The sequence below is a fragment of the Sphingomonas flavalba genome (assembly GCF_004796535.1).
Classification (GTDB): Bacteria; Pseudomonadota; Alphaproteobacteria; order Sphingomonadales; family Sphingomonadaceae; genus Sphingomonas_L; species Sphingomonas_L flavalba.
Map to the genome: position 1 here is coordinate 77,442 of NZ_SPHY01000004.1, position 17,655 is coordinate 95,096.

Below are 17,655 nucleotides of genomic sequence, written 5' to 3' on the forward strand. Positions count from 1 at the left end.
AGCGCGCGGGCCGGGTTAGCACAGCGGTAGTGCAGCGGTTTTGTAAACCGAAGGTCGGGGGTTCGATCCCCTCACCCGGCACCACCCGGCCCGAAACCCGCACCCTCACGCGCCGCAGCGGCCGCCGCGAGCCCGCCCGCCGGGTATCGGCGCCCTCCCCCTTTTTTCGTCCGCCCGCCAGGGATACGCGTCGCGCGATCATGCGTTCACGCCCCGGAGCGGGATCAGCAGGAGAGAGACCATGCCCCGCGGCGACAAGGACGCCTATACCGACAAGCAAAAGCGCAAGGCGCAGCACATCGCGCAAGGCTATGAAGAGCGCGGCGTGCCGGAAGATGAGGCGGAACGCCGCGCCTGGGCCACCGTTAACAAGGAGTCCGGCGGCGGCAACAAATCGGGGTCGGGGCGGGGCGTGCCGGACACCCATCAATCCGCCGCGCGCGGCGGGCGGGCGCACAAGTCCGGCTCGGCCGAACAACGCTCCGCCGCTGCCCGCAAAGGCTGGGTCACCCGCCGCCGCAACGCCGCACGGAAATAACACCCGTCAGCAATCTTCGGCGCGATAACATCCTCGGCGCTCGTCCGACCGTTCCGTGCTCTCACGCCAGCGAGAGCCCAAGCCGCACGGAGCGCCTCGCGGGATCGTTGGATCCTACTTCGCCAGAGGACGCGCCGTACGCATCGCGTGCCTTCAACGCGTCGCCCCGCGAAAAATCATCGGCGGCCTCTCTCACATCACGCCGGCCGCGTATCACGCCTGTAACGTGACGCCGCCCATGCCGCTGACTCCCCGCCAAGCCCCGGCAAAGCCCCCGCCATTACCGGGCAATCTTCACCGGCCCACCGGACGATAGACACAAAAAAGGGAGCCGGCGCGAACGCCGGCTCCCGATTTTGGCTTGTCGAGCGCTTAGTTGCCCGAACCCGGACCGTAGGTGATTTCCACCCGACGGTTCTGCAGTTCGCGCACGCCATCGGCGGTCTCGACGCGCAGATTGGTCTCGCCGTAACCCTTGGCGGAGATCACCCCGTCCGGCACGCCCTTCTGCTGCAGGTAGTTGCTGACCGCAGCAGCGCGGCGCTCGGAAAGGCCGAGGTTGTAGCGCGGCGTGCCCGAAGTGTCGGTGTAACCCGCCACCATGACCTGGGCCTGACCGCAGCTGCCATACGCCGTGACGGCGTTGTCGAGGATCGACGCGGCCTCGGGCGTGATGTCCGCCTTGTCCCATTCGAAGAAGACAATGTACGGCCCCGGCGTGCACACCACTTCCGGCGGCGGAGGCGGCGGAGGCGGAGGCGGCGGGGGAGGCGGCGGGGGAGGCGGCGGCGGGGGCGGCGGAGGCGGCGGTGCCGCATCGCCGAAGTTGAAGATCAAGCTGCCCAGCACGCTGTGGGTCCGCAGCGAGGTGCGGACGTCGCGGTTCATCGCATCGACGAGCTTGACGTTGCTGACGTTGAAGTAGCGATACTTCAGACCAACGTCGATCCGGTCGGTCAGCGGCGCACGCACGCCGGCGATGACCTGCCAGGCAAACCTGGTGTCGGAATCGTCGAGGAAGCCGCCGCTACGCGCAACCGCATAGTCGAACTTCGCCCGCGCCACGCCGGCACCGGCACCGATGAAGCCGTTCAGGCTGTCGTCGTCGCCGAAATCGAGCATGCCGTTGACCATGAAGCTGAGCGCAGAGGTCGAGCCACCGGCCAGATCATAGGTGCCACTCGGAGCAGTCTGACTGCCGACAGGCACCGCGACAGTGCTGGTAAGGCCGGTCAGCGTGGCACGACGATAACCGACTTCGGCTTCGAGTCGGGCAGGGCCGAAATCGTAGCCGATGATGCCGTCGACATCATAACCGTAATGATGATCGACTTTGACCGCGTTGTTGATCCCGGCGATGTCGAGATTGACATCCTCCACGATCATCGCGCCGCCTTCGACGCCCACATACCACGCCTTGTCCTTCGCCACAGCGGGCGAAGCAAGTACCGTGGTGGCGAGCGCCATCGCAACGGCAAGGTTCCGCATAACAATCCCCTTTCTCGTGTGTCACCAAGGACAGCCGTAACTCGTTACCGTCAGCTTGGTTTCCACGCAAGCGCCCAATTCACCCAATTGTTGCGGAAATGTCGCAGTTTCGTGTCTTTTGGGTGTGCATCGGGTCCATTTCGACGGCGATCCGATCACCCAATCAGTCCGTGGGCCTGCAAGCGGCCGATCAGCGCAGCAATCGCCGCGCGGGCCTCTTCGTCGACCGTCGCGCCGCCGCCCGGCACCGCGACCGCCGCCTGCCGCGCCGCGACGACCTGCACACCGCCGACGTGGATTTCCGCCACAGGCTCGATCCCCGCCGTCCAGCCGCCGGCCCAGCTCGCCCACAGCCCGCGGTCGCCAACCCATAGCCGCATACCCGCAACCGGCGGCAGGAAGCGCCAGCCGCCGTCGGTCATGCAGGCGATCGCGCCGTCGCGCCCGGCCCAGCCACCGGTGCCGCCGGCCGCCACGATCCAGCATTGTCCCGGCGCCGCGTCGCCCGGCGGCACGGCGAGGTCCATCGACTCCACGGCGGCCATACAGGCGGCGTCGATCAGCGCCAGCGCCTCGTTATGCGCCACTTCCTTCTGCGCCTGCCCGGCGGCCAGATAGGGCAGGCCCAGCCGCGCGCTCGTCATCTCACTCATTGCACCGTCTCCTCAGCCTATCGACAGAACAAGGGCGGCGGGGCGCGACGCGGCGAGCCCGCCTTGCTGGACGACGGCGATCGTCACCTGCGCGCCGTGCACCGCATCCCCGGCGACGGCGGGGGCGGGATAGGCCAGCATCGGTACCGCCGTCGCCACCGTTCGCACGCTGCCGTCGGCACGGGTGAAGGTGACGCGATACGCCTCCTCCGGCTCGCCGATCGGCACATCACCGCCGTCGCGCCACAACCAGCCGTCCCGGCTCCGCCGCGTCCAGCGCAGGACAAATCCGCCATCCGCCAGCGGCTCGGCCGCCAACCCCACGGGCGCCGGCGGCCGCATCCCGCAACCGGCCGCCTCCGCCCGCGCCTCGACCGCGTCGGTGCCGTCGCCGACCCCGCTCGCCATCACCCTGACCGTGCCGCCAACCGCGCTGGCCGGCGGGGTGAAGCGCGCCAGCGCCTCCGCCTCGATCAATACGAACCACTCGCCCGCCGCGTGGTCGGCGATCGCCCATTCCGTCCCCCGCCGTCCGCGCAGCAGCCGCGCGATCCGCCAACGCCCGCCGCCCAGCGGCTCGGCCGCTCCGAACTGGATCAATTCCTCGCCCAGCATCGCCAGATTGGCGCCGCCGATCAGCGCGGCGTCGTCGGCGCCGGCCAGCGCCATCGGGTCGTTCAGCAGCGCCACCGTCACCACGTTTTCCGCGTCGAACAGCGCCGCGCTGCCCGCCGGCAACGCCGCCTCGGCCACGCCGATCACCGCCGGCGCCGCCGTCGCGCCGATCGGCTGCCAGCGCCCGCCGTCATCGGTCGACAGCAGCAGCGCGGCCCGGCGCCAGCCCGGCTCCGGCCCCGCCGCCGCGACGAACAGCCGCGGCTCGCCCGGCGCCACGTCCTCGATCGGCGGCAGGTCGAGCAGGTGGACGACGGTCGGCCCATGCACCAGGTCCGGCGCGCCGTTGCCGCGCCCCGGCTCGGCGGCGGGCGGCGGCAGCATCGGCGCGCTCGCCTCGCGCACCAGGTCGAGCGCCAGCGCCATCCGCTCCAGCGTCCATCCCGCCACCCGCCAGCGCCCGCCCTCGCCGGCAAAGCCGATGCGGTCGCCGGGCCTGATCGCCAGCCGCCGCCAGCCCAGCGCCACCCGCCGCCGCAGCCGCCCGGCGCCGTCACGGGCAATTCGCGCCTCGGCCAGCGCCTTCGCCGCCGCCGCATCCAGCGCCGCCGGCAGGGCGATGCTCAGCGCGCGCCCGCCCGGCCCCGGCCGCCGCGCCCGCTGCAACCCGGCCTGATAATCCCGCGCCGGCTCGTAATAGCTGACCGTCACCTCCGCCGGCAGGCTGCCCGCCGCCGCCCGACTGTCCTGCTCATCGTCGGCGCCGCCCGCCGCCGCCCGCCGCTCCTCAGTGCCGATCACCGCCACCGGCGCCTCCCCGGCCAGCGTCAGCACCGCCCCGTCGTCGCGCAGCGACAGCGGCACCGCATCGGCAATGCTGTCGATCACCGCGCGCACGCTGTCGCCGGACGCGGCGAAACCGCCGAACGCCACAGGCACTTCGCCGCGCACCGCCCCGCCAGTCAGCGCGCCAACGATCGCGCCGACGCCGACCGGCGCGGCAACCGGCCTTGAAGTTGCCGAACGCGATCGCATAGGCGTCGGCGGCAATGTCCGGCATGTCCTCGGCCTCGACCACCGGATAACCAAGCAGCGTGTCCGGCTGCCCCGCCGCCAGCCCCGGCTGCCACAGGAAGGCGCCGTCAGACGTCTTGAACTTGCGGATGCGCGCGCAGGTCGCCGCGTTCATCACGAAGACGGCACCCTGCCGGTACGGCGCCCGCAGCGTCTGGATCAGGTCGATCAGCCGGTCCTGCGGGTTGCTGGCGGCGAAACCGCCGGCGGCGCCCGACGCGATATATTGCAGCGTGCCGAACGCCCGCGCGCCGTCCGCCTCGTCGCTGATCGGGCCGGACAGGAAACCTTTGGGCTTGCCGGCGCCGTTGCCGCTGACAAAGGCAGCGCCCTCGGCGGCGGCGAATTCGCGGGCGATCTCGCCGGCCAGCCATTCCTCGACATCGAACGCGACATCGTCCAGCATCGCCTGGCTCGCCGCCGGGTTGGCGTAAAGGTCGCCCATCGGCGGCGCGATCTCGTGGAAATCGGGCGTGTCGGTTTCCGGTCGCGCCCCGGTCTCCGTCGCCCAGCCGGACCGTGTCCCGCCGGACGTCACCAGCTTGCGGTAACCGCTCGATCCGACCCGCACGACATTGGCGATCGCGCGGATCGGCGAAATGTCCTTCAGCGTCGCGTCGATCGCCGTGTCGATCTCGCGCGGCACCGCATAGCCGCCATCGCCGCCGCTCGCCCCGCTGAAGCTTTTCAGCTCCGCCGTCGCGCCGCGCCGCAGGTAACCGTCGACAAATGCCTGCCGCGTGCCGCCGTCGACCGCCCCGGCCAGCGCCGGCCGCATCAGCGCCACCCCGGCGCCCGCGCCAACAACCGCGTCGAACGACGCCTCCAGCGTCTCCGCCTTCACCTCAACCATGCTCGTCTCCTCGCCCATTGAACCTCACCCCTCCACCGCATGCACCCGCGCCAGCGGCTGCATCGGTGCCGTCACCAGACTGATTTCCAGCAATTCCAGCGCGATCAGCTCGCGCGGCGCGCACCCCCGTGCCGCCTTCACCCGGTATCCGAACGACAGGCCGGTCACCTCTCCGCCCCTGACCAGCGCCGCCGCCGGGTCGGCGTCGGGCACCCGGCCGATCACCCGCAGCCCGCGCCCGTCCTCGGCCAGCATCTCGACGGTGCCCAGCGCCCGCCGGTGCTGCCACAGCAGCGGCACCGCCGCCTTCGCTCCGGCAAAGGCGCCGCGCCGCACCACGTCGCCACCCTTGTCGACCGCGTCGAACACCGCGGCATAGCCGGCGAACCTCACCGTGCCGCGCCCCAGAAACCCAGCTTGACCGCAATGCCGAGCAGCAGCAGCGCCAGCAGCAGCCGCACCACCCAACCGACGGCGGCGCGCAACGCCGATGTCTTCGCGTCGCGCCACGCCCGCAACAATTCCCGCAATTGCATGATGTCTCCTCCCGCCCCCGCATCGGCCAGCCCGATCGACGCCAGCGCCCGCCGCGCGCCGCGCTCGCTCGCCTCCTCGACCAGCGCGCGCAGCGTGCCGATATCGGCGCCGCGCGCCTCCGCCTGGCGCAGCAGCTGCGCCAGCACCGCATCCTCAGCCATTGTCGAACCCCAGCATCTCGCGCTTCTCGGCATCGCTCAGGAAATCGGCGGCGGTCAGCGCCTTCCACAGCCGTTCCCGGTCCTCCGACAGCGCCGGGACCAGGTCGAGGTCGACGCTGAACGTCAGCATCGCCTCCGCCCACGCTTCGGCAAAGCCGGGGTCGCGCCGCTTCAGCGCCCGCGCCGACACCGTCGACATCCCCGCCGCCCGCGCCGACGCCGATATGTTCAGCGTGCGCGTCAGCGTTTCCAGGAACAGCGCCCGTTTCTCTCCGGTCCATTCGTGCGCCCGCGGCACCCGCGCCCGCGCGGCCGTCTCCACCCGCCGCGCCGCCCGCGCAGCCGGCGTCTTTGCTCCTGCCCCCGGCTCCGCCATCCGCGCTCCCCCCGAATAGACCAGTCCGGCACACTCCGCCGCACCCGCCCCGCACCCCGCCGTCATGGTGAGCCGCGCAGCGGCACGGCTGGATCGCCCGAGCCTGGCCCCACCGCGCACGCCCACCCCGTCCTTGCGAGCCGCGCAGCGGCGCGGCAATCTCCCGGCACCCCCCTCACGCACCCGCCATTGCGAGCCGCCCGAGGCGGCGCGGCAATCCACCGCCCAATGCAAGCCAGTTCACCAGGACCGAAAAAACGGCACCAGCGGGACGCCCCCGCGCCCCGTCATTGCGAGCCCCCGCAGGCGGCGCGGCCATCCCCTGCCCGCCGCCCCGACCGGACCGCCAATGCCGGGGAAAGCCGATACGGGCGGGATGCCCGCCCCGACTCACATCCTCTCACCATCGCTCCGTGTGCCATATCAGCGTTACGATGTCAAGGAATTTGTACCAATTTGGTTATTCTGTACAATAAAACCCCTCGTCCTCCCGGCGAAAGCCGGGATCTCGCGCCCCCGCAACCACGGGACATGACCGCGCGCACCATCCGCCCCAGCCCATCAAACGCGGTTTGCCCGGCGCAGCGGGCGGGAAAGTCCGCATCGATGTTCCGCGCCATGTCCGCAAGGGCTGGCTTGCGGATGCTGCTGGCAAGATGTTCTTCCAGATCCGCTATAGCGCTAGGACGGATCGACATTTAGAAGATGACGAGCCGAAAATGGCGGTTTTCCGTGACCCGGAGTGCAGCGGACGACAGGTCCGCGAGCACCGGAAGCGCGGAACGCCGCCATTTGCAGGCCGTCAGGGTTAAATGCCGATCCGTCCTAAAGTGGACGGGCTCTACAGGCCGTCATATCCGCGGCGAGAGTGGCCGCCTGTCGCCGCCAGCCTCAACAGCGTCAGCCCGGAACAGGACGAGGCGATCCTGCGCGCCGGCGGCTTCGCCGACCCCAGCCTGTTCTACGCCGCCTTCACCCGGCGCGGCTGGATCGCCCACGCCCGACCGCCCGCGCAAACCGTCCGTCATTGCGAGCCGCCACCGGCGGCGCGGCAATCCCCCGCACCCGCCAGCCGCCCATCATCGCACCGCCCACCCGTACCGGCGTCGGACCCGCGCCTACCCCTGCGCCAGCACCGCGCGGTTGCCCGCCACCAGCTCGCGCGCGCTTGGCCGCTCGCACCAGGCGGCGTGGAATCGGGCCAGCTTCGGCCGCCGCCCGCCGTCGTCCAGGTCGATGCCGCAATAGGCGATGTTGGCGATCTGGCAGGCGATGGCGATGTCGGCGACGGTCACCATGCCGCCGGCCAGCGGGCCGCCGTCCTCCGGCAGCTCCGTCTCGACATAGTCGAGGATCGGCGGCAGCGTCTCGCGCCGCGCCTTGTCGGCCGCCGCCATGTCCGGCGTCACCCCGACCATCGGCGCGATGAACATGTTGAAGAACACCACCAGTCCGGCCGGGGCGAGGATGGTGTCGGCGAACTCCTCCAGCCAGACCGCCTGCGCCCGCTCGCGCGGGGCGGCCGGGGTCATCGACGGTTCCGGGTGCTTCGCTTCCAGATAGGTGACGATCGCGGACGAATCGGCCAGCGCGAAATCGCCGTCGATCAGCGCCGGGATCTTGCCGAACGGGCTGGCGCGGCGGAAATCGGGGTCGGCGTCTCCCGGGCCGATCGACTTGCGCTCAATCGCGATGCCCTTCTCGGCGCAGTAGATCAGCACCTTGCGCACGAACGGAGACAGGCTGGCGCCATACAGGATCATCGCATTCCCCCCTTTTTTGCTTATTCGGCCGCCGCCTCGGCATCGGCCCTGGCCCGCTCGCGCTGCCGCCGGCGCTCGGTCATCCAGATCGCGATCAGCGTGAACTCGTAAAGCGCGATCAGCGGCACGGCGAGCAGCAGTTGCGAGAACACGTCGGGCGGGGTCAGCACCGCCGCCACCGCGACCACCGCGACGATCGCGTAGCGTCGCCCGGCGCGCAGTTGCGCCAGCGTAACGATCCCGGCGCGCTCCAACAGCATCAGCAGCACCGGCAGCAGGAACGCGACGCCGAAGCCGAAGACGAATTTCGTCACGAAATCCAGATAGTTACCGACACCCGGCAAGGCTTCCTGGGTCACTCCGCCGACATTGCCCTGATAACTCAGCAGAAAATGCAGCGCGACCGGCATCGCGAAATAATAGGCCAGCGCCGCCCCCAGCAGGAACAGCACCGGCGTCAACAGCAGGAACGGCAGGAACGCCTGCTTCTCCTTGGCATAAAGCCCCGGCGCCACGAACTTCCATAGCTGGCTGGCGATCACCGGAAACGCGATCATCAGCGCCGCAAAGAACGCCACCTTCACCTCGGCGAAGAACGCCTCGAAGATGTTGGTGTAGATCAGCTTGCCCTGCCCCGCCTTCAGCAGCGGCTGGACGAGGAAGGCGAAGATCGGCTTGGCGAAATACAGGCAGCCGACAAACGCCGCGACCAGCGCCGCCACCGACCACAGCAGCCGCCGCCGCAGCTCGATCAGATGGTCGAGCAGCGGCGCCGTCGTCTCGTCGATGTCCTTCACCGCCCACCCTCTTCGGCGGCGGGGGGCGGCGGCGCGATCGCCGCCGGCTCAGCGTCGGCGGGCGGCGGCGCCGGCTCCGCCGCCGGCGTGGCGTCGGGATAGTCGCGCATGATCCGCGCATTGTCCTCGGCCCATTTCTTTTCCATCTCGGCCAGTTCGGCCTCGCGCACCATCGTGTCCAGCCCGGTGCGGAAATGCCGGGCCATGCCGCGCATCTTGCCCATCCATTTGCCGAGGTGGTGGAGAGCGCGCGGCAAATCCTTCGGGCCGATCACCAGCAGGGCGACCACCGCGACCACGATCAGTTCGGTCGGCGCAACGTCAAACATCGCCTTCGCTCACCAGCCGCCCGGCCCGCTCAACTGGGCCGCGTGTCCTCCGGCTGGCGCTCCGCCTCCGGCGTGCGCTGCCCGTCGATCGGGCGGGCCGGGGCATCGATTCGTTTCGGCGCCTCGTCATCCTCGGCCAGCCCCTTCTTGAAGCTCTTGAGGCCCTTGGCGACGTCGCCCATCATATCGGAAAAGCGGCCCTTTCCGAACAGCAGCAGGACCACGATCCCGACTACCAGCCAATGCCAGAGGCTGAAACCACCCATTCCGTCTTCTCCCGGGAACTCGCCTTATCTTAGGCGCTATCGTCATCGCTTTCCAGTTGAACCGCGCTCATCGCCAGATCGACCGGATCAAGCAAGCCCGCGGCTTTCAACTCGTCGATTCCGGGCAGGTCGCGGCGCGACTGCAAGCCGAAATGCACCAGGAAGCCGGGCGTCGTTGCGTAGGTGATCGGCCGACCCGGCGCCTCGCGCCGTCCCGCCGGCCGCACCCACCCCGCCTCCATCAGCACATCCAGCGTGCCCTTGGATATCTGCACGCCCCGGATCGCCTCTATCTCCGCCCGGCTGACCGGCTCGTGATAGGCGATGATCGCCAGCGTCTCAACGGCAGCCCGGCTCAGCTTGCGCGGCTCCTCGCGGGTCCGGCGCAGCAGGTGGGCCAGGTCCGCCGCTGTCTGGAACTGCCAGCGCCCGCCGCGCTCGACCAGTTCGATCCCGCGCCCGCGATAAGCGCCCTGCAGCCGCACCAGCACCGCACCGACATCGAAATCCCCCGCATGCGCCTTGATGTCGGCGATGCTCAGCGGCTCGGCGGCGGCGAACAGCACCGCTTCCACCGCGCGCGACAGCTCGTCCTCGGCCGTGAAACCGCCGGTCATGCCCCCGCCTTCAACCAAAGCGGGGCGAAGGCGTCGTCCTGGCGCAGCACCACCCGCCCCTGCCGCGCCAGTTCCAACGCCGCGACGAAACTGGCTGCCAGGGCGGAGCGGCGATAGGTTGCATCCTCGCCGACCGGCAGGAACGCCTCGATCCGCGTCCAGTCGATTCGCTCGCCAAGCATCGCCATCACCCGGCTCAGCGCCGCGTCCAGCGACATGACCTGCCGGCGCTCGACCCGGTGGACCGCCGGCTGCCGCCGCGCCGCGATCTGCCCATAGGCGGCGATCAGGTCGTACAGGTCGGCCGACCACGCCGTCGCCTTGACGGTGCGCAGCCCCTCCGGCGCCCCACGCACGAACACGTCACGGCCCACCCGGTCGCGGCCGAGCAGACGCGCGCCGGCCTCGCGCATCGCGTGCAGCCGCTGCAGCCGCAATTGCAGGCGCAGCGCCAGTTCCTCCGGGCTGGGGTCGACCGCCTCGTCGCGCGGCAGCAGCAGGCAGGATTTCAGGTAGGCCAGCCACGCCGCCATCACCAGATAATCGGCCGCGATCTCCAGCCGCAGCGCCCGCGCGTCGGCCAGATAGGCCAGATACTGCTCGACCAGTTCCAGGATCGACAATTCGCGCAGATCCACCTTCTGCGTCCGCGCCAGCGCCAACAGCAGGTCGAGCGGCCCCTCCCACCCGTCGATCTCGATCCGCAGCGCCTCGCCGGGCGCCGCATCCACCGCGGCGAACTCCATGTCGCGACCATAGCCGCGAATCCCCGCCCCGATCCAGCGGGTAGCGACGATGGACAGCGCCGGCCCGCCGCGATACCCCTGCCTCATTCGAACGCATGATGATGGGGCCGCAGATGAACCGCCGATCCTTCCTTGCCAGCGCTGGCGCCCTCGCCATCGCGGCCCGCCTGCCCGCCCAGCTTCCAGCGACCTCGAAATCGGCGGCGGATGCCGATTTCCACGCGCTGCTCGACCGGATCTTCTACGCCCGCCTCGACGGCTCGCCCGCTCGCGCGACGAGCATGGGGCTGGACGCCGGCGCACGTGCGGCCCTGCGCAGCCAGCTGGACGATTATAGCCCGGCCGATCGCGCCCATACCATTACCAGACTGAAGACGGAGCGCGCGCAACTTGCGGCGGTCGACCGCACCGCGCTCGGCGACGCGGCGGCGATCGATTACGATGTCGTCACCTGGCAGCTCGATACCGCCGTCGCCGGGGCGGAGCGCTTCGCCTACGGCTCGGTCGGTGGCCGCTTCGCGCCGTATGTGATCAGCCAGTTGACCGGCGCCTATCGCGACATCCCCGATTTCCTCGCTTCGAAGCACCCGGTCGCCACCGTCGCCGACGCCGACGCCTATCTCGCACGGCTGGAAGCCTTCCCGACGGCACTCGACCAGAATCTCGAACACGCCCGGCAAGATGCCGAACGCGGCGTCATCGCGCCCGACTACATTCTCGACACGACCAGCCGGCTTCTCCGCCACTTGCGCGATCAGCCGCCCGCCGACGGCATCCTGGTGTCCGGTTTTGCCGCCAAGCTGGCAAAGGCCGGCCTGCCGGGCGCCGCCGCCGAACGCGCCGAACGGATCGTCGCCGACAAGATCGCCCCCGCGCTCGACCGCCAGATCGCCGCCGTCGCCGCGTTCCGGGCAAAGGCCAGCCACGACGCCGGGGTGTGGCGCCTGCCGGACGGCGATGCTTATTACGACGCCGCCGCACGGGCGGCGACGACCGCGGAACTGACCGGCGACGCGATTCACGAACTCGGTCTCGAACAGGTTGCCCAGATCAGTGCCCGGCTCGACCGGGTGTTGCGCGACCAGGGGATGACGCAGGGCAGCGTCGGCGAACGGCTGGTCGCGCTCAACACGCAGCCTGCGCAGCTGTTCGCCAACACCGACGCCGGCCGCGCCGCGCTGATCGACGCGCTCAACCTGCAGATCGCCGCCAGCTACAAACGGCTGCCACAGGCCTTCCTCACCCTGCCCAAGGCGCCTGTCGAGGCGCGGCGGGTGCCGGAATTCATCCAGGCCGGCGCGCCGGGCGGCTATTACAACAGCGCCCCGCTCGATGGATCGCGCCCGGCGATCTACTATATCAACCTGCGCGACACGTTCGACCGGCCGAAATTCGGCCTGCCGACCCTGACCTATCACGAAGCGGTGCCCGGCCATCACCTGCAGGTCAGCATCGCTCAGGAATCCGGCGACATTCCGCTGATCCGCCGCTTCGGCGGCTTCTCCGGCTATTCGGAAGGCTGGGCGCTCTATTCGGAGCAGCTTGCCGACGAACTCGGCATGTACAAGGATTATCCGATCGGCGTCGCCGGCTACCTCCAGTCCTTCCTGTTCCGGGCGACGCGGCTGGTCGTCGATTCCGGCATGCACCGCAAACGCTGGAGCCGCGAGCAGGCGACCGAGTATTTCATCGCGACGACCGGTATCGCGCGCGGCCGCAGCCAGAACGAGATCGACCGCTATACCGTCTGGCCGGGCCAGGCATGCAGCTACAAGATTGGCCACACCGTCTGGGAACGCCTGCGCGACGAGGCGAAGGCGGCGCAGGGCGAGCGCTTCGACCTGCGCCGGTTCCACGAAGTGCTTCGGCTCGGCGCGATGCCGCTCACCATTCTGGAAAAGGTGGTGCGCGCCCGCTTCGCCTGAACAGACGCGGCGCCGCTCAATCCTCCGGCGGGATCGTCACTTTCAAACCGTCCAACGTCGCACCGAACGGGATCTGGCAACCCAGCCGGGACTGTCCGGTGCGATGATCGGAACTGTCGAGGAGATCGTTTTCGTCCTCGCCCATGTCCGGCAGCCTGTCGGCAAAGGCGGGGTCGACATGGACATGGCAGGTCGCGCAGGAACAGCAACCGCCGCACAGCGCCAACAGCTCGTCAAAGCCGTTGTCGCGGATCACTTCCATGACCGTCAGGCCGTCATCCCCCTCGACGACATGCTCGGTCCCGTCCCGGGTGACAACGATCAACTTCGGCATTTGCCTTCCCTTCCAGTCGCATTAAACAGCGCTTGCTGGCCCTATGTCGTGCGCCAGGGGGATGATCAAGCCGCATGCTCAAGTCCGTCGACTATCTTCACGCGTCGATCGACTCGCTTGCCCGGCTCGAACCTCGCTTTGCCGACTCGCTCGCCCGCGTCGGCTACCCGCCGCCGCGTGATCGCGCCCGCGGCTATGAAACGCTGCTGCGCACCATCGTCGGTCAGCAGGTCAGCGTCGCAGCGGCCGCCGCCGTCTGGAACAAGCTCGACGCCCAGATCGGCAACGCCACCGACCCGGCCCGCCTGCTCGCCGCCCCGGACGAGGCATTGCGCGCCAGCGGCCTGTCGCGGCAGAAGGTCGGCTATGCCCGCAGCCTTGCCGGGCTGGTGACCAGCGGTGCGCTCGACCTGCTCGATCTCCCGCAAGACGACGAAGCGGCGATCGCGCGGCTGGTCGAGATCAAGGGCATCGGCCGCTGGTCGGCCGAAATCTACCTGCTGTTCGCCGAAGGCCGGCCGGACATCTGGCCGGCCGGGGACCTGGTCATCCAGATCGAGGTCGGGCGCATGCTCGGCCATCCGGAACGCCCAAGCGAGAAGCTGGTGCGCGCAGCGGCGGAGGCATGGCGCCCGCACCGCGGCGCCGCCGCCCTGATGAGCTGGTTTCACTACAACAACACCAAGGGCATCCCGCTGTAGCGCGCTCATCGACCGGCTTCGATCAACGCTACATCCCGTCATCCGCACATCCGCAACCATTCGCCCGGGACGCCTTATGCCGGCCGCGTCGATCGGTGAGTGGTGGCGCATGCATCCCATTTGCCCCGATCGCCCTTGTCCTCACGCCTGCCTCTCCCGCGCCCCGCCTCTCGCCTGCATGAACCACCATATCAACAAACAATCACGATTGCTTTTTATTATGTCGTGGCACACGGTTTCGTTCCCGTCGAAAGGAGGCAGGCATGATCGCCGGAGTCCATCATGTTGCAATCTCCACTCCCGATCTCGAGCGCTTCATCGACCATTATCAGCGCTGGTATGGCTTCGAGCGCGTCGCCGATGGCGGCTGGGAACCGGGCAACGAGCGGATCGACCGCATGGTCCAGTTGCCCGATTCAGCGGCCCGTTACGCGATGCTGCGGCTTGGAAGCTTCTATATCGAGGTGTTCCAGTACCTGAAGCCGGTAGGCAACCGGACGGAACGGCGAATGTGTGATCCCGGGCTGATCCATCTCTGCCTCTACGTCGACGACGCCCAGGCGGAATACGAGCGACTGTCCGCGCTCGGCATGGAATTTCACTGCCCGCCGGGCGGTGCAGGCACGATGCTCGCGACCTACGGCCGGGATTGCGACGGCAACGTTGTCGAACTGTTGCAGACCATCACACCCGACCATCCCTTTCCGTTCCTACGCGCGCGCGCACCGGCGTAGCCCGCCGTCCGTGCAGATCGAACGGCGCCACCTTCGGTTCAAGCAGCGCCGCTCTCATTGAAATAGTCGGGCATGCCCGCCGGCCAGATCACGCCCCATTGGGCCTGCCCGCCATCGACGATCAGCAGGTCGCCATTGATGAACGACGCCGCCGGCGAAGCAAGATAGGCGATCGCCTCGGCAACGTCCCACGCGTCGCCCCGCTTCTTCATCGGATTGGCCAGGTGGAATCGCTCCAGCGCTTCCTCCGGATACATCGCGAACCCTTCGGTTTCGATCACGCCCGGGCCTATGCAATTGACGCGGATATCGAACGGCGCCCACTCCGTAGCGAGGGTCTTGGACAGATAGATCACACCCGCGCGCGCGGCGCACGTGTGGGCAGCCTGGGGCATGCCCCGTTCGACGTTGGCGACAATGTTGATGATATTGCCGGGCTTCCCATCGGCGCGCCAGCGCTTGGCCGCCTCCTGCATCATCCACCATGTACCGTTCAGGTTGGTGTCGATGACCGCGAGCCAGCCTTTGCGGGTAAAGTCGATCGCATCCTGCGGGAACTGTCCCCCGGCGTTGTTGACCAGCGAATCGATCGCGCCGAACCGGTCGTGCACCGTCCCGATCAGCGCCTCCACCGCGTCCGGGTCGCGAATCGTCATCGCCTGGACGAAGATCTCGATGCCAGTCGCCGCAAGGATCGCGTCACGAGTCTTATGCAGCTTGTCCTCGTTGCGGCCGCAGATCGCGACATTGGCGCCAAGCCGCGCCGCCAGGAAGGCAGCGGCCTTGCCCATCCCGCTGCCGCCGCCCGAAATCAACATGGTGTGACCGGCCAGAAGATCGGGTCGGTACACCGTTTCACGCGTCGACAGGGCATCGTCGGTCAGCCCTCGCCGCGGACGGGTTGGATCGTTGAGGTCCGGGCGGAATATCTTCGGTTCGTTCATGACCCCCTGCCTGGTTTCTGTCCGCCCAGATGCCGCATCGATGCACTGCCTCCCTCCGTCGTCGTCTGCCGATGTCTAGCCCAGCGCCATAAAAAAACAAACAGGATTGTCTTTATTCTATTCGTGGCTAGGCTCGGCTCGCATTTCGGCGGTTTGCGGCCGCCCCATGTCGGAATTGTCGCTTCTATCGTGACGGGAACGGATATGGCCCAGGGCAGCAGGAAACGCCTGGAAGTGTTCGTCGTCGTCAAAGGCCACCCGTTCGCGCGCGATCCGTTCGAGGCGATGTTACGCGCGATCGGGGTGGAACCGACGATGGTCGATCAGCCCGCGGCAGCGATGCTGCTCAATCCCGATGCCATGCACCGCTTCGACGCCATTCTGTTTTACGACATGCCGGGGCTGGATTTCCGCGTCCCCGCCGCCGAGCTCCCCGCCCTGATCGACCCCGATCCGGCGTTCAAGGCCGGCTTTCTCGCACTGCTCGCAGCGGGCAAGGGCATGGTTGCGCTCCATCATGCTATCGCCGGCTGGCCGGCATGGCCGATTTACGCGGAGGCGCTGGGCGGCCTGTTTCTCTACAAGCCTCAGTTGGTCCGCGGCCGACTGCGTCCGGAATCGGGCTATATCGGCAACGTCCGCTATACGGCCCGGCTCGCCGACAATCGGCACCCGATCCTGCAAGACATGCCGGGCCGGTTCGATCTCGTTGACGAGTTGTATTTGAACGAGTTGTTCGACGATCCCACGCTGATGCCGCTTCTATATCGTGAAACACCGATACCATCGGACTGCTTTCATTCCGCCATGCGCGCGGTCCGCCATCTCGCGGAAGACGACGCCCCGCCATGGGTGCCGTCGGCACAAAGCCCGCTACTCGGCTGGGCCAAGGCCGCCGGCACCAGTCCGCTGGTCTATCTCCAGCCGGGCGACAATCCGCAGACCTATGCCAATCCGCATTATCGCAGGCTCGTCGGCAACGCCTTGCGCTGGGTTGCGTCGGACGGTGGAAGCCGCTGGGCCCGGCAACGCTCGATCGCCGCCGGACAATCTTAGACCGTCGCGGCGCTGCCCAGGATCACGGTGGCCTGGCTGGACAGGGTGCCTCCATTGCCATGCGCCAGCGCAACATCCACGGACGGAAGCTGGTTCGCCGCTTCGCCCCTGATCTGGCGCGCCGCCTCGACGATCGCGAACAGGCCATACATGCCGGGGTGGCAGCACGACAGGCCGCCGCCATTGGTGTTGACCGGCAACGCGCCGCCCGGCGCAATACGCCCGTCAGACACGAACCGCCCGCCCTCCCCTTTTGGACAAAAACCCAGATCTTCCAGGAACAGAATAGTGTTGATCGTGAACGCATCATAAAGCTGCACGACCTGGATATCGGCCGGGCCGATCCCAGCGGCGGTATAGGCGCGCGCGCCCGATTCCGCCGCTGCCGTCGTCGTGATGTCGCCCGTCTGCGCGATCGAGTTCCACCAGGTCGCGGCGGCCGCGCCGAGCACCGGCACCGATGGACGGGCAAGGTCGCGCGCGCGATCGGCTCGAGTCATGACGATCGCCGCCGCGCCGTCCGTCACCAGGCAGCAATCGTGCCGCGCGATGGGCGTGCTGATCATCCGCGACGCCAAACAGTCCTCGATCGTCAGCGGCCCCTTCGCGAACGCTTCCGGGTTCCCGTTCGCCCACTGGCGCGCCGCAACCGCGACCTCGGCCAACTGGGCGCGCGTCGTGCCATATTCGTGCATATGGCGCGCGGCGGCCAGCGCGTAGGAGGATAACGGGAACAGCGGCCGATACGGGGCATCCCAGCGATTGCTCGTGATCGATGTCGCCAGCCTGCCGCCATTCGTGCGCTGGTTGGATCCGTAGGCGATCAGCGCCACGTCTATATAGCCGGCGGACAGCGCCAGCGCCGCCGTGATCATATGGCTCATGAACGCGGAACCGCCGGTGCGGTTGTTGTCGGTAAAGCGCGGCGTCAGCCCGAGATATTCGGCGAAGGTCAGCCCCGCGAAGAAGTCGTCGGGGAGGCATATGAACAGCGCGTCGACATCGCCCAGCGTCAGCCCGGCATCAGCGACGGCAAGCAACCCCGCCTTTGCCGCCAGTTCCAGGGAACTGAACCCCGGCGCTTCGCCGATGCCATATGTGGCGAGCCCTGCAATAGCGCTACTGCCACGTGGAAAATGCCCACCCAT

Annotated in this window: 21 protein-coding genes and 1 tRNA gene; 6 read left to right on the forward strand and 16 right to left on the reverse strand. The window is 68.5% G+C overall.

What is annotated here, in order from left to right; translation table 11 throughout:
• The first annotated feature begins 9 nt into the window (after positions 1-9).
• Together E4A53_RS05740 and E4A53_RS05745 are read left to right on the forward strand one after the other, a co-directional pair.
• Positions 10-84 (forward strand) — tRNA-Thr (locus tag E4A53_RS05740).
• A gap of 157 nt (positions 85-241) precedes the next feature.
• On the forward strand, positions 242-538 hold the full coding sequence (locus E4A53_RS05745) for a plasmid stabilization protein (protein ID WP_136162144.1): 297 nt from the start codon (positions 242-244) through the stop codon (positions 536-538).
• Positions 539-910: 372 nt separating this feature from the next.
• Here E4A53_RS05745 and E4A53_RS05750 read toward each other — a convergent pair whose 3' ends face one another.
• The 13 genes from E4A53_RS05750 to E4A53_RS05815 all read right to left on the reverse strand — a co-directional run bounded on the left by E4A53_RS05750 (position 911) and on the right by E4A53_RS05815 (position 10,813).
• Entirely contained in the window at positions 911-2,026 is a 1,116-nt protein-coding gene (locus E4A53_RS05750; protein WP_136162145.1) for an OmpA family protein, read from the reverse strand.
• A gap of 155 nt (positions 2,027-2,181) precedes the next feature.
• Entirely contained in the window at positions 2,182-2,679 is a 498-nt protein-coding gene (locus E4A53_RS05755) for a DUF2793 domain-containing protein (protein WP_136162146.1), read from the reverse strand.
• Between the two features lie 12 nt (positions 2,680-2,691).
• On the reverse strand, positions 2,692-4,191 hold the full coding sequence (locus E4A53_RS14865; protein WP_239018163.1) for a phage tail protein: 1,500 nt from the start codon (positions 4,189-4,191) through the stop codon (positions 2,692-2,694).
• The gene (locus E4A53_RS05765) at positions 4,082-5,221 is read right to left on the reverse strand and encodes a phage major capsid protein (protein WP_136162148.1); all 1,140 of its coding nucleotides are present in this window, start codon (positions 5,219-5,221) and stop codon (positions 4,082-4,084) included. The genes E4A53_RS14865 and E4A53_RS05765 overlap by 110 nt, the downstream gene beginning before the upstream one ends.
• 24 nt (positions 5,222-5,245) lie before the next feature.
• Entirely contained in the window at positions 5,246-5,614 is a 369-nt protein-coding gene (locus E4A53_RS05770; RefSeq protein WP_239018151.1) for an HK97 family phage prohead protease, read from the reverse strand.
• Positions 5,611-5,919, reverse strand: a complete 309-nt coding sequence (locus E4A53_RS05775) for a DUF6127 family protein (protein ID WP_136162149.1) — start codon at positions 5,917-5,919, stop codon at positions 5,611-5,613. The genes E4A53_RS05770 and E4A53_RS05775 overlap by 4 nt, the downstream gene beginning before the upstream one ends.
• Complete coding sequence (locus tag E4A53_RS15090) at positions 5,912-6,295, reverse strand: hypothetical protein (RefSeq protein ID WP_420822605.1); 384 nt, start codon at positions 6,293-6,295, stop codon at positions 5,912-5,914. The genes E4A53_RS05775 and E4A53_RS15090 overlap by 8 nt, the downstream gene beginning before the upstream one ends.
• 1,118 nt (positions 6,296-7,413) lie before the next feature.
• Complete coding sequence (locus E4A53_RS05790; RefSeq protein ID WP_136162151.1) at positions 7,414-8,058, reverse strand: glutathione S-transferase family protein; 645 nt, start codon at positions 8,056-8,058, stop codon at positions 7,414-7,416.
• A gap of 20 nt (positions 8,059-8,078) precedes the next feature.
• Complete coding sequence (gene tatC / locus E4A53_RS05795) at positions 8,079-8,855, reverse strand: twin-arginine translocase subunit TatC (protein ID WP_136162152.1); 777 nt, start codon at positions 8,853-8,855, stop codon at positions 8,079-8,081.
• The gene (gene tatB / locus E4A53_RS05800) at positions 8,852-9,184 is read right to left on the reverse strand and encodes a Sec-independent protein translocase protein TatB (RefSeq protein ID WP_136162153.1); all 333 of its coding nucleotides are present in this window, start codon (positions 9,182-9,184) and stop codon (positions 8,852-8,854) included. The genes tatC and tatB overlap by 4 nt, the downstream gene beginning before the upstream one ends.
• Positions 9,185-9,213: 29 nt before the next feature.
• Positions 9,214-9,450, reverse strand: a complete 237-nt coding sequence (locus E4A53_RS05805) for a twin-arginine translocase TatA/TatE family subunit (RefSeq protein WP_136162154.1) — start codon at positions 9,448-9,450, stop codon at positions 9,214-9,216.
• A 29-nt stretch (positions 9,451-9,479) separates the two neighbouring features.
• Positions 9,480-10,067, reverse strand: a complete 588-nt coding sequence (scpB, locus tag E4A53_RS05810; RefSeq protein WP_136162155.1) for an SMC-Scp complex subunit ScpB — start codon at positions 10,065-10,067, stop codon at positions 9,480-9,482.
• Entirely contained in the window at positions 10,064-10,813 is a 750-nt protein-coding gene (locus tag E4A53_RS05815; protein WP_136162279.1) for a segregation and condensation protein A, read from the reverse strand. Before E4A53_RS05815 ends, scpB begins: the two co-directional genes overlap by 4 nt.
• Before the next feature lie 113 nt (positions 10,814-10,926).
• Between E4A53_RS05815 and E4A53_RS05820 the strand changes: the two genes are divergently transcribed.
• Complete coding sequence (locus tag E4A53_RS05820; protein ID WP_136162156.1) at positions 10,927-12,738, forward strand: DUF885 domain-containing protein; 1,812 nt, start codon at positions 10,927-10,929, stop codon at positions 12,736-12,738.
• Positions 12,739-12,754: 16 nt separating this feature from the next.
• On the opposite strand, the gene E4A53_RS05825 is transcribed toward E4A53_RS05820, so the two are convergent.
• Positions 12,755-13,072 (reverse strand): 2Fe-2S iron-sulfur cluster-binding protein, encoded by a 318-nt coding sequence (locus E4A53_RS05825; protein ID WP_136162157.1) that lies wholly within the window; start codon positions 13,070-13,072, stop codon positions 12,755-12,757.
• A gap of 74 nt (positions 13,073-13,146) precedes the next feature.
• On the opposite strand from E4A53_RS05825, the gene E4A53_RS05830 reads away from it, so the two are divergent.
• Together E4A53_RS05830 and E4A53_RS05835 are read left to right on the forward strand one after the other, a co-directional pair.
• Positions 13,147-13,773, forward strand: a complete 627-nt coding sequence (locus tag E4A53_RS05830) for a DNA-3-methyladenine glycosylase family protein (RefSeq protein ID WP_136162158.1) — start codon at positions 13,147-13,149, stop codon at positions 13,771-13,773.
• A gap of 263 nt (positions 13,774-14,036) precedes the next feature.
• On the forward strand, positions 14,037-14,507 hold the full coding sequence (locus tag E4A53_RS05835) for a VOC family protein (protein ID WP_136162159.1): 471 nt from the start codon (positions 14,037-14,039) through the stop codon (positions 14,505-14,507).
• A 38-nt stretch (positions 14,508-14,545) separates the two neighbouring features.
• Here the strand turns inward: E4A53_RS05835 and E4A53_RS05840 are convergent, their stop codons facing one another.
• Positions 14,546-15,451, reverse strand: a complete 906-nt coding sequence (locus E4A53_RS05840; RefSeq protein WP_136162160.1) for an SDR family oxidoreductase — start codon at positions 15,449-15,451, stop codon at positions 14,546-14,548.
• 204 nt (positions 15,452-15,655) lie between these two features.
• Between E4A53_RS05840 and E4A53_RS05845 the strand changes: the two genes are divergently transcribed.
• Positions 15,656-16,507 carry a ThuA domain-containing protein gene (locus E4A53_RS05845; protein ID WP_136162161.1) on the forward strand — a complete coding sequence of 284 codons (852 nt, stop codon included), beginning with the start codon at positions 15,656-15,658 and terminating at the stop codon, positions 16,505-16,507.
• On the opposite strand, the gene E4A53_RS05850 is transcribed toward E4A53_RS05845, so the two are convergent.
• Positions 16,504-17,655, reverse strand: coding sequence for a thiolase (locus E4A53_RS05850; protein ID WP_136162162.1), 1,152 nt, complete (start codon positions 17,653-17,655; stop codon positions 16,504-16,506). The two genes, E4A53_RS05845 and E4A53_RS05850, sit on opposite strands and share 4 nt — an antisense overlap.